Below are 12495 nucleotides of genomic sequence, written 5' to 3'. Positions count from 1 at the left end.
CGAACAATAATAAACCCCAGACCAACCCCGCCATAACGGCTGTCCATTCGTACAAACGCTTTGCTCAACTCTCCGCATTTACTCTCATCAATGCCAGGCCCTTCATCTTCAACCGCCATTACCGCACTGCCATCTTCTTGCAGCTGAATCATAATGTTGCTGCCTGCTGGACTATAGCGATGGGCGTTTTCTACCAGGTTACGCAATAACATCCGCAGCAGGGTCGCGTCGCCCTGAACAGTGATGTCAGCGGCGCTCTCTGGTAACAGCAAAGTTTGTTGACGCTGGTCGAGCATGGTGCTGAGTTCGTCATAGGAGGGCAGGATCACATCTTCCAGCAGTTTTACATGCTGATAATTACCGGAAGAAAATGACTGTCCGGCGCGCGCCAGTTGCAATAACTGGGAGACGCTCTCCATCATCTGATCAAGCCGTGCGACTAACGGCGCTACATCAATGTGATGCGTTTTCGCCAGCAGTTCCAGATGCAAACGCACCCCCGCCAGCGGCGTTCGCAGTTCGTGAGCGACGTCAGCGGTAAACAACCTTTCGTTATCCAGCGTGCTGGTCAGGCGACTGACCAGATCGTTCAACGCCGAAACCACCGCTTCGATTTCGAGAGTGGCGCTATGAATGGCAATGGGCGTTAAGTTGTCAGCGGTGCGCGCTTCCAGTTCTTTTTGCAGTTCCGCCAGCGGGCGAGTGATGCGGTGCACTGCCTGATAGCAGATAAATAGTGTCAGGCTGACCATAAATACGCCGGGAACAATCAGGCTGGCAACCGCTTCGCGGATCTCACGCATGATGTGGCGATCGTTGTTGCGATTGTCACGTAGCGCCTGCTCAAAGAGCTGAATTTGCTCGGTACTTTCATGCCATAGCCAGAAGACGCTAATCAGCTCAAAAACCAGCAGAATAGCGCCGATGGTCAATATCAGCCGTTGACGCAGCGACATTGGTCGGCGCAGAAAACGCATCAGATTCAATTAGTTTTCCTCATTCGCGACCAGCATATAGCCAAAGCCGCGCACGGTGCGGATACGTGTTTTGCCCACTTTGTCGCGCAGGTTGTGGATATGCACTTCCAGGGTGTTGGTCGAGGGTTCGTTGTCCCAGTTATAGATATCGTTGTAGAGAATTTCCCGATGCACCGGGCTGCCTGCTTTGAGCATCAGCCGCGATAGCAGAGCATATTCTTTGGGCGTCAGAATCAATTCTTCGCCGCCCATCCATACCTGACGGCGCCCCATATTCAGCGTCAGATTGCCAACAATCAACTCGCTTTCGCCCTGATTATTATGGCGTCGCAGCAGGGCGCGGATGCGGGCGTGTAACTCTTCCAGCGCAAAAGGTTTTACCAGATAGTCATCGGCACCGACATCCAGCCCGGCGATTTTGTCGGTCAGGGTGTCGCGAGCGGTGAGGATCAGTACCGGCAGGGTGTATTTTTTCTGCCGGATACGGGCGAGAAAATGCAGCCCATCTTCGTCGGGTAAACCTAAATCCAACACCACCAGGCTGTAGTGCCCGGCTTCCAGGCTTTGTTCCGCCATCCGCGCGGTCGTGACGCCATCGCACGCGTAGCCTTCGGTTTGTGCCGCCAGAATCAGCCCCTGCAATAACAGCGTATCGTCTTCAACAATCAGTATTTTCATTCAGTCACTCTCCTGCAAGTTTGCAGAATATCATCCGCAGCCTGGTAATACTTCGTCTCGACGCCGGTTAATCCCAACAGGGTTGAGAATAAATTGTCCTGTGAATAGTGCTGTGTTTGTGCCTGTTTTTGCAGGCAGCTCTGGTCAATCTGATATCGCTTTTGATAATCCTCCGACAACCACAGCAGCATCGGTACTTGTTTTTGGCTATCAGGCGCGATGGCATAAGGCAGGCCGTGTAGATAGATGCCATTTTCACCTAACGATTCACCGTGGTCAGAAAGATAAACCAGGCTGGTGGTAAATTTATCCTGATGTTCTTTCAGCAGATTAATTGCTTTATCAACAATATAGTCGACGTAGAGCAACGTATTATCGTAAGTGTTCACCAGTTGTTCTTTGGAACAGGTCTGGATCTCGTTGGTGTCGCAGGTGGGGGTAAATTTCCTGAACTGCGGCGGATAGCGGTTGTAATAGGTCGGGCCGTGGCTACCGATGGTGTGTAAGACAATCACGCCATCACCTTGCAGGTTATTGATGTACTCTTCCAGCCCGTGGAACAGCACCTCGTCATAGCATTCGCCGTTGATGCACTGGCCGGGCAGGTTCAGTGCGGTGACATTCTGGTGCGGTACGCGGTCGCAGACACCTTTGCAGCCACCGTCGTTGTCATTCCACAACACATTAATGCCCGCTCGCTGAATGATATCCAGCACGCCTTCCTGGTGCTGTGCCAGCTCTTCTTTGTAATGCTCACGCGGCATATCCGAGAACATGCACGGTACTGAAACTGCCGTTGCCGTGCCGCAAGATGCGGTATTAGGGAAATAGACCACGTTATCTTTCGCCAATCGCGGGTTAGTTTCACGCGGGTAGCCGTTGAGTGAGAAATTCTCTGCCCGCGAGGTTTCGCCGACGATCAAGATGGTCAGATTTTTACGTTTCTCGTTTTGCATTAACGGGTTGCGGTGTGCATCCTCGCCAATGCGAACCAGCGGTAGATTTGCCAGTCGCTGGTGGGAATACCATGACCAACTGGCAACAATGCTGTTGGAGGGGCTTAAGGATTTCACCAGCTCTTTGTTGTTACGAAACAGCGAGGCGTAGTCTTTATAAAACAACGCGGCGACCAGCAGAATCAGCAGCACAGAAATCAGAATATTGGCTCCACGGAAAAGAACGCTACGCAGGCGTGAGGCTGCGGGTTTGATTTTTACCCAGCAGGCAATCAGTGCAGCAAGAACCCCACTTAACCCTAGCGTTAATAACATCTGCGGTGTCATTAACGCGTAGCTTTCCGCAGGTGTGGTATCCATGATATTGGCAATCATCGAACGGTCGATGACGATGCCATAAGTCATTATGAAATATTGCGCAGACGCGCCGACAAGAATAAACAGGCAGGCCAGCGGACGATTAAGCCATAAGAAAGATCCTAGCGTCAGGACAATATTAATCACGCTGAACGCGACGACCGGCATCGATAAGAAAACCAGCACGTTATGCATTGAATCCAGCGGTAGCGCCTGTAAAACCTGTTTAAAAAAGGCAATGTTCAGGCAGATAGCAATATAAAAAGAGGCCAGCAATATCCAGGCGAGTAAATTCAAAGAGGGTCTTTTTAGAAGGCGCTTCAACATCACGGTGTTTCCATCGAACAAAGTGCGCATATGCTCGCAAAGCAAAGTTAAGCCAACCTTAAGTTCTTAAGGTTGGCTTTTATGTTTGCTGGATTAAGGGGGCTTAATCTTTGCTTATTGGTGCATCTAAAGGATAGGGGTTTTTATGCAGCCGGTTGTAGTTCAGTGTGTACATTGCGGTGATTACCATCAGCGTGACAAATGACCACATGACCTCTTGTGCACCAGAACCGACTACCGCCCAGATGCAGTAAAGGAAGGCGATAGTGGTGATGGCCAGATACGCCGGACGCGCTTTACCAAAGTGACCGTGGCCTAAAAGCAGTAAAGCGGCACAGGTATAAAGATAAGGCACCAGGGTAAAGATTACCGATACGGAAGAGACCAGACCGAACTCTTTGGTTGCGTTTGGCGAAATGCTGCTGAACTGGAAGATAGTCATCAGGATACCGACGATAATCAACCCGGCTACCGGTGTGCCAGCTTTGTTGACGCGGGCAAAAATCGGTGGGAACAGACCGTCATCGGCAGCGGCTTTCGCCGTTTGCCCGGCCAGTAGTGTCCAGCCACCCAGCGAACCTAAGCAACCAGCCGCCGCACAGAAGGAGACAATGGCTCCTGCGGTATCACCCAGCGCCATCCGTGCAGCATCACCGAAAGGTGAGGCGGAAACGCGCAGTGCGGCGTTGGGGATCATCCCCATAATCGCGGTGGTCGAGAGCACATAGCAAACGGCGGCAATCAATACCCCGCCAATGGTGGCGATAGGGACGTTGCGTTTCGGGTTTTTCACCACACCCGCTGCAACAGACGCACTTTCCACCCCGATAAATGACCACAGCGTAACGTTTAAGGTGCTTTGAATCGCGCCGAAGGTGCCCAGGCCGCTGACGTTCCATGCCGCCATATAGGTTTCTCCGTGGAACCAGAACCAGCCGAATACGGCAATCCCGACGATTGGGATCAGCGCCAGCACGGTAGCGACGGCCTGCACGCGGGTGATCATTTTCGGACCGACGATATTAAGCAGAACGAAGATCCACAGCACCACCACGCAGGTGATGGTTAATACCCACGGATCTTTGAGGAGCGGGAAGAAATAGCTCAAATAGCCGACGCCAATGACCACCATGGCGATATTGCCGATCCAGCAGGCCAGCCAGTAGAGAACGTTGGTTTGATATCCGAGAAAAGGACCAAAACAGCGGCGCGCGTAGGCATATGAACCGCCAGGGCTGGGATCGAGGAACGACATTTTGGCGTAGACCATCGATAAAGCCAAAGCACCGATAATCGTCACCAACCAACCATATATAGCAATACCGCCAGTCGAGGCCAGGTTTGCAGGTAACAGAAAGACACCTGACCCCATAATATTCCCCGACACCATCAGAGTAACGGGGATTAAGCCCACTTTGTGAGCATCAGCATCCGAAGACATAATTAAACTCCTGCGAAGGCGAGCTTCGTGACAATAAATTACGTCATATCATACGCCTGCATTCGCGCATTGAATTATCGTCAGTCGGGTTATCGCTGATGCCGTTATTAATATATCTCTTTGTAAAGGTTATAAATCAGGCGACAGAACGTTCTCTGTGTTGGCTAACATAATGGAGTGGCGTCATGCCATAGAAGTCTTTAAATACAGAAATAAAGTAAGACGTGCTGTTGTAGCCACAGGACTGTGACACCTGTGAGATATTTTTTCCATCCATCATTAATTCATTTACAGCATAACGCATCCGGCAGGTGGTTATTATTTGGCTATAACTGGTGTTTTCGCTTTTCAGCTTTTTCTTTAACAAACTTGGGCTAAGACATAAACAACTGGCTACCATACTAAGATTCCAGTCTTTATGGATATCGCTTTCAATGATTTGATAAACGCTGTCGCTAACACAATTACGTAACATATACATAAGTAGAGAAAGGAATTTTTTACTGTCGAGAAAGCGAGAGAGCACAGTGAATAATAATGCACGTGTTCGTTCTTTTTCCGACTCTGTTTCAGCAGGCTCTGTGCTATGTTGCGCTGCAACGCGAAACACCTCTGGTGTAAGGCATGGCAGGGAAATAATCGGTGTGGCGCTACGTTGCCAGACCGGTATTTTCGAGAGATCTTTATTCAGAAAACGGAGATAATCTTTGATGATGTCGAGGCTAATATAAGCAATCAAAGTGTTATTCAGAGAGGAGGCGTCGATAATATTATTTTCACAACTTAATAACGCCATATGGTTAGCTTTTAAACTTATAGGCTCTTTCCCATTCACTCTTAGCCAGACATCTTTTTCAGTTAATAAAACTATACAAGGTTGGTTGCTGCAAATCCTCATACATGTACTCCTGAAATGCAAAGAAAAATAGTGGATCTCGCCAACATAGAGAGATACCGGGAACGGGTTATATAATTGTATGACGAATCAAAACATGCATAAAAATAACGTGTTTTACTAATATTACAAATTTTTATAGTAATTTCTCATGTACAAAAAATTTTACAGAGTAAATAAGGGTAAATAATAAACAAAAAAAAGCGCGGGGTGGGACCGCGCAAAAAGCATGACATTTTTGTTTGCAGCAATTTTTATGAAAACGTTGCCATACTCAAAAGGCCTCAGGCCAGGCGGCGTAATGTTATTAAAACAATTACGCCTTCAGCGGAATAGTGGTTACGCTTTCACACACATTACGTGGTAAATACCGTCAATAATTTCAGTACCTTCAGTTTCGTGTTCAAATCCAGGGAAATGATGATCCCAGGATTGCAGCGAGCGTAAATAACTTACCTGCGGACTGTTTTTATCGCCGAAGTTTTCACCAGACAGCAGCATCGGGATTCCTGGCGGATACGGGATAACTGAGTTCGCCGCAATGCGTCCTGGCAGATTTTCAATGGATACCAGCTCAACGTTGTTGTCGACAATCGCGTTGTACGCTTCACGCGGAGTGATTTCCGCCACCGGCAGGCCGGAATAGGCTTCGTTCAACCGTGCTCCTGGGTTGTTTTCTTTCAGCCAGGCAAACATTTTGTCACCCAGATCGTGAATCCCCATGTTCGCGTAAGTGTCAGGATATTGTTCAACAAGTTCCGGCATCACCTGCGCCAGTGGTGTGTTGGCGTCGTAGTGGCGTTTGAAGGAACAGAGGGTGTTAACCAGAGTTCCCCATTTCCCTCGGGTCACGCCCATTGAGAACAGGAACATAATCTGGAAATCGGTGGTGCGAGTTGGCACGATGCCGTGGTGGCCAAGCCATGCGGTAACCAGTGCGGCAGGTACGCCTGTCTCTTCCAGTTCACCGTCTTCACCCATCCCCGGTGCGAGGATGCTGACTTTAATCGGGTCGAGCATACTCCAGTTGTCCGGGATATCTTTAAAGCCGTGCCAGCTTTCGCCCGGATGCATTACCCAGCAGTCCTGAACGGTGGTCAGCAGTTTGCGCGGCGCGTCAGCAAAGTCATAGGTTTTGCCGGTTTCCGGATCGGTAACCATTTCTTTATTCCACGGTTTAAAGAACCAGCTACCTTCGTCAGTAAACTCTTTATACAACCGTGCCATTGCCTGGCGGAAATCGACCGCTTCGTCGATCACTTCCTGAGTCAGTGACAGACCGCTGTTGCCGTCCATCATTGATACAGCCACATCGTTTGATGCGCAGATGGCATACAGTGGGGAAGTGGTGGCATGCATCATGTATGCCTGATTAAAGCGGGAGAAGTTAATCGCGCCCCGACCTTCACGTACATGAATATAAGACGCCTGCGACAGCGCATTCAGCAGTTTATGTGTGGAGTGGGTAGCGAAAACGGTTGGGCCATTGTGATCGCCCGGTTCACCGCGCATTGCATAGTGATCGGCATAGATTGGGTTAAACCGTGCGTAGCCATACCAGGCTTCGTCGAAGTGCAGACGGTCAGAGGTTTTTTCCAGCAGATCCTGCGCGTCTTTGGCGTTATAACACACGCCGTCGTAGGTGCAGTTGGTCACCACGCAGTAAGACGGTTTTTGCCCGACTTTGTCTTTAGTCAGCGGGCTTTCGCTGATTTTCTTCTGCAAGGTTTCAGGCTGCATTTCCTGCGGATAGATTGGCCCGATAATGCCGTAGCGGTTGCGGCTTGGCACCATGTATACCGGTTTCGCGCCAGTCAGCATTAAGCCTTGTTCAATGGATTTGTGGCAGTTACGGTCAACAACGACCACGTCGTTATCCGTCATGCAGGCTTGCATGATGGTGCGGTTAGAACCTGAAGTGCCAACAACGACTGACCAGGAGCGATCGGCACCAAATACGCGCGCGGCATATTTTTCACTTTCGCCAAATGCGCCAGTATGGTCGAGCAAAGAACCGAGAGAAGTTCGTTCAATACCCATATCGGTGCGGAACAGGTTTTCACCATAATAGTCATGGTAGAAACGTCCGGCTGGCGTTTTAGTGAACCCCACACCGCCCTGGTGACCCGGCGCGGCCCAGGAATACTCATGGATGTCGCTATATTTCATCAGCGCGCTGAACAGTGGCGGTAACAACTGTTGACGGTAGCGGGTCATCGCGGCGATGGCGCGCCCGGCAATAAAATCGGCAGTATCTTCCAGAATCCAGGCGAATTCATCGACAAGCTCCAGCAGGTCGCGATCCAGCGCGGCGATTGATTTTTCCCGATCGCCTAACAGGAATACCGGCACGTTTTGCTGGCGTTCATGAAGTTTACCGATCAATTCTCTGACGTTTTGATGTTCGTCCGGATGCTCCATTTGATAACTGAACATCAGACAATCAATGGCTTCATTTGAAGAGAGAATGGCAAAACCATCATCAAATGAGGTTGATTTAATGACGGTAACATTTTGTTGACTCAAGGCATTCGCCAGACGCTCAACGGCGCTACCGACCCAGGTGTCCTGATGTAGAAACTCGCTTTCAACAATTAATACTTTCATCATTGTTTACCCGGTTGTGAAGGAATCTTCGTTGCGGGCAAGTATCTTCCGGGCATTTCAGGCTGTAAAGCGATTGAAAAATAAACGTTTTTAATTTTTTATTATTATAAACAGAAGCTTATATTAATTTTTCAATTAATTTTCAATGTTTATTATCGACAGCTAAATTATTTTTTTGGCTGATACTGATATCGTTTTTAACCGGGAAGCGTCTGGCGGCGTTGTTGGCTAAGTTTGCGGTATTGTTGCGGCGACATGCCGACATATTTGGCGAAAGTACTGTAAAAACGACTGCTCGAACGAAAACCTGCCGTCAGGGCAATATCGAGAATACTTTTATCGGTATCGCTGAGTAACGCGCGAACGTGGTTGATGCGCATTGCGGTAATGTACTGTTTCATCGTCAACTGCATGACTCGCTGAAATATCCCCATCGCATAGTTGGCGTTTAGTTTGACGTGCTCAGCCACGTCGTTGATGGTCAGCGCCTGGTCATAGTTTTCTGCAATAAAGCCCAGCATCTGGCTGACGTAAAATTGCGCATGACGCGAGACGCTGTTTTTGTGCGTGCGCGAGGTTTTATTGACCAAAATCGGTTCCCAGCCGGAGAGGCTAAATCGCTTGAGCATCAGGCCAATTTCATCAATGGCGAGCTGGCGGATTTGCTCATTCGGGCTGTTCAATTCCTGCTGCCAGCGGCGCACTTCAAAGGGGCTAAGTTGCTGTGTCGCCAGCGATTTAATCACCATGCCGTGAGTGACGTGGTTTATAAGGTCTTTATCCAGAGGCCAGGAGAGAAACAGATGCATCGGCAGATTAAAAATCGCCATGCTCTGACAAGTTCCGGTATCGGTTAGTTGGTGCGGCGTACAGGCCCAGAACAGCGTGATATGCCCTTGATTGATATTCACTTGTTCATTGTTGATCAGGTATTCCACATCGCCATCGAAAGGCACATTCACTTCAACCTGACCATGCCAGTGGCTGGTGGTCATGACATGCGGCGCACGAAATTCAATCTCCATTCGCTGATATTCCGAGTACAGCGACAGCGGGCTGCGGGTCTGCTTTTCATCACTGCTGCACATAAACGTGTCTGTGTTCATGGATGGATCTCTTTCCTGGATTATCAGAATTATGTCATGAGTAGCTGAGGATGACTGCGAATGACGACACAAAACATAAAGAGAGAGGATTTTATAAGGGCTAATTACTCTGTTTTTCAGTCAATTTAGTCCCAAAAACTCATATTTACTGCTAAGTAACCCTGGATCTGAGCTTTTGGGAATGCTCAACAGGGAAGCCGGAGGTTTTCTGCGACATCGCCTGCCATGATGAAATCATTCAAGCAAGCCTGGAGACCTGAATGATGTCTGCACCCAAAATTACTTTTATCGGCGCTGGTTCGACAATTTTCGTAAAAAATATTCTTGGTGATGTGTTTCATCGCGAGGCGCTGAAAACGGCGCATATTGCCCTGATGGACATTGATCCAACTCGCCTGGAAGAGTCGCACATTGTGGTGCGTAAGCTGATGGATTCAGCAGGAGCCAGCGGCAAAATTACCTGCCACACGCAACAGAAAGAAGCCTTACAGGATGCCGATTTTGTCGTGGTGGCATTTCAGATTGGTGGTTATGAACCTTGCACGGTGACTGATTTCGAGGTCTGTAAGCGCCACGGTCTGGAACAAACTATTGCCGATACGTTAGGGCCGGGCGGCATTATGCGCGCACTGCGTACCATTCCGCACCTGTGGCAAATTTGCGAGGACATGACGGAAGTCTGCCCCGATGCCACCATGCTCAACTACGTTAACCCGATGGCGATGAATACCTGGGCGATGTATGCCCGCTATCCGCATATCAAACAGGTAGGGTTGTGCCATTCGGTGCAGGGAACGGCGGAAGAGCTGGCGCGCGATCTCAATATTGATCCCGCCACGCTGCGTTATCGTTGCGCGGGTATCAACCATATGGCGTTTTACCTGGAGCTGGAGCGCAAAACCACCGACGGCAGTTACGTGAATCTCTACCCGGAACTGCTGGCGGCTTATGACGCAGGTCAGGCACCGAAGCCGAATATTCATGGGAATCCTCGCTGCCAGAACATTGTGCGCTATGAAATGTTCAAAAAGCTGGGCTACTTCGTCACGGAGTCGTCAGAACATTTTGCCGAATATACGCCGTGGTTTATTAAGCCAGGCCGTGAGGATTTGATTGAGCGTTATAAAGTACCGCTGGATGAGTACCCGAAACGCTGCGTCGAGCAGCTGGCGAACTGGCACAAAGAGCTGGAGGAGTATAAGAACGCCTCCCGGATTGATATTAAACCATCACGGGAATATGCTAGCACAATCATGAACGCTATCTGGACCGGAGAGCCGAGCGTGATTTATGGCAACGTCCGTAACGATGGCTTGATTGATAACCTGCCGCAAGGATGTTGCGTGGAAGTGGCCTGTCTGGTTGATGCAAATGGCATTCAGCCGACCAAAGTCGGTACGCTACCGTCGCATCTGGCAGCCCTGATGCAAACCAATATCAACGTACAGACGCTGCTTACCGAAGCCATTCTCACCGAAAACCGTGACCGTGTTTACCACGCCGCGATGATGGACCCGCACACCGGCGCCGTGCTGGGAATTGACGAAATATATGCCCTTGTTGACGATCTGATTGCCGCCCACGGCGACTGGCTGCCAGGCTGGTTGCACCGTTAAGAGGTAATCGCGTCCGGCGCTTTGGTGATTAAGCCATAGCGCCGGAGCTGGCGACAGTGAAGGCGAGCAAGCAATATCACCGTAGTTAATGCGCCCAGCAGCGCGCAGAACATATCGGACTGCGTGTCCCACTGGTCGCCCTGGGTGCCGAGAAAATCATCCGCTCCCTGACCCATCGCCAGTGCCGCCCACCACTCGATCAACTCATACATGGCGCTTATCGCCAGTGCCACGCAGCAGACCAGAAACGCGACCATTTTGCGTCCGCGCACGTACATCCCACGCACGAGGATTTCTCGTGCCACCAGTGCAGGCACCAGCCCCTGGAAAAAATGCCCCAGCTTGTCATACGGATTACGGCTTAACCCCAGCCATTCCTGCACTTCAAAACCGATGGGGACTTTCGCGTAGGTGTACTGACCGCCGACCATCAGGATGATGGCGTGAAAGAAAATCAGTGCATAGAGCAGCGGCGTTAACGGATAACGTCTGGCGGTGGTAAGCAGCAACGGTACGACAATAATTACCGGCGTCACTTCCATCAACCAGGTTAGTTTGTCATGGGCCGAAATTCCGGTGTAAATCAGGATTAACGTCAGCGCCAGTGCGCCAGTGTTAAGAACTAACGGCTTGAGTGTGCGGGTCATGGTGAGTTCGCAAGTCAGGGAAAATACTGACTATTCACCAGCAAGCATGAAATTACAATCGCAAAAGAGGTGGCCCAGGGGGATCACCTGGCAGCATGCCGCCAGGCGCTGGGCCGAAGAAGTTACTTAGTGCAGTTCGCGCACTGTTTGTTGACGATTTGCTGGAAGAAGTCGTTGCCTTTGTCATCGACCAGGATAAACGCCGGGAAATCTTCTACTTCGATTTTCCAGATAGCTTCCATACCCAGTTCCGGATAAGCGACACATTCCAGATGCTTAATGCTCTGCTGTGCCAGCACTGCCGCCGGGCCGCCAATGCTGCCGAGGTAGAAGCCGCCGTGTTTATGACACGCGTCGGTGACTTGCTGACTGCGGTTACCTTTCGCCAGCATGATCATGCTGCCGCCGTGGGATTGCAGCAGATCCACGTAAGAGTCCATACGGCCTGCGGTGGTTGGGCCTAAAGAACCCGATGGATAACCGGCTGGCGTTTTTGCCGGACCTGCGTAGTAGATCGGATGATCTTTGATGTACTGCGGCAGCTCTTTACCGGCGTCGATCAATTCTTTCAGCTTGGCGTGCGCAATATCACGACCAACGATAATGGTGCCGGTGAGTGACAGACTAGTAGAGACCGGATACTGCGAAAGCTGGGCGAGGATCTCTTTCATCGGACGGTTGAGATCGACTTTCACCGCGTCGCCTTCACCCGCCTGACGCAGTTCTTCCGGAATGTACTGGCCTGGGTTGTGTTCCAGTTTTTCGATCCAGATGCCTTCGCGGTTAATTTTTGCTTTGATGTTACGGTCAGCGGAGCAGGAGACGCCCATACCCACCGGGCAGGATGCGCCGTGACGAGGCAGGCGAATCACGCGGATGTCGTGAGCG

At 50.3% G+C, this 12495-nt stretch carries 9 protein-coding genes and 1 pseudogene; 1 reads left to right on the top strand and 9 read right to left on the bottom strand.

Translation table 11 applies throughout. The features are described from left to right. The 7 genes from pmrB to melR form a co-directional block, all read right to left on the bottom strand. Window positions 1-986: two-component system sensor histidine kinase PmrB (gene pmrB, locus EQY_RS0119745; protein WP_192807671.1), on the bottom strand; the 986-nt coding region annotated here is incomplete at its 3' end. Continuing rightward, the gene (gene basR / locus EQY_RS0119740; RefSeq protein ID WP_000697918.1) at window positions 987-1655 is read right to left on the bottom strand and encodes a two-component system response regulator BasR; all 669 of its coding nucleotides are present in this window, start codon (window positions 1653-1655) and stop codon (window positions 987-989) included. Further along, on the bottom strand, window positions 1652-3295 hold the full coding sequence (gene eptA / locus EQY_RS0119735; RefSeq protein ID WP_024212667.1) for a phosphoethanolamine transferase EptA: 1644 nt from the start codon (window positions 3293-3295) through the stop codon (window positions 1652-1654). The genes basR and eptA overlap by 4 nt, the downstream gene beginning before the upstream one ends. A gap of 103 nt (window positions 3296-3398) precedes the next feature. Next, on the bottom strand, window positions 3399-4736 hold the full coding sequence (gene adiC, locus EQY_RS0119730) for an arginine/agmatine antiporter (protein ID WP_000093133.1): 1338 nt from the start codon (window positions 4734-4736) through the stop codon (window positions 3399-3401). Window positions 4737-4872: 136 nt separating this feature from the next. Further along, window positions 4873-5634 carry an AraC family transcriptional regulator gene (locus EQY_RS0119725; RefSeq protein ID WP_001217089.1) on the bottom strand — a complete coding sequence of 254 codons (762 nt, stop codon included), beginning with the start codon at window positions 5632-5634 and terminating at the stop codon, window positions 4873-4875. Between the two features lie 336 nt (window positions 5635-5970). Further along, complete coding sequence (gene adiA, locus EQY_RS0119720; protein WP_077629710.1) at window positions 5971-8238, bottom strand: arginine decarboxylase; 2268 nt, start codon at window positions 8236-8238, stop codon at window positions 5971-5973. Between the two features lie 197 nt (window positions 8239-8435). Then, window positions 8436-9344: a transcriptional regulator MelR gene (gene melR, locus EQY_RS0119715; protein ID WP_001090775.1), complete on the bottom strand. Its 909-nt coding sequence runs from the start codon at window positions 9342-9344 to the stop codon at window positions 8436-8438. Window positions 9345-9604: 260 nt separating this feature from the next. On the opposite strand from melR, the gene melA reads away from it, so the two are divergent. Beyond that, complete coding sequence (gene melA, locus EQY_RS0119710; protein ID WP_000986630.1) at window positions 9605-10960, top strand: alpha-galactosidase; 1356 nt, start codon at window positions 9605-9607, stop codon at window positions 10958-10960. On the opposite strand, the gene EQY_RS0119705 is transcribed toward melA, so the two are convergent. Both EQY_RS0119705 and fumB read right to left on the bottom strand, forming a co-directional pair. Continuing rightward, window positions 10957-11607, bottom strand: coding sequence for a DUF2238 domain-containing protein (locus EQY_RS0119705; protein ID WP_000198774.1), 651 nt, complete (start codon window positions 11605-11607; stop codon window positions 10957-10959). The two genes, melA and EQY_RS0119705, sit on opposite strands and share 4 nt — an antisense overlap. A 122-nt stretch (window positions 11608-11729) precedes the next feature. Next, window positions 11730-12495 (bottom strand): annotated as a pseudogene (fumB, locus tag EQY_RS0119700) (class I fumarate hydratase); the annotation flags it as partial.

It is taken from the genome of Escherichia sp. TW14182 (assembly GCF_000208525.1).
Lineage (GTDB): Bacteria > Pseudomonadota > Gammaproteobacteria > Enterobacterales > Enterobacteriaceae > Escherichia > Escherichia ruysiae.
This window is presented reverse-complemented; position numbering and strand designations above follow the sequence as displayed.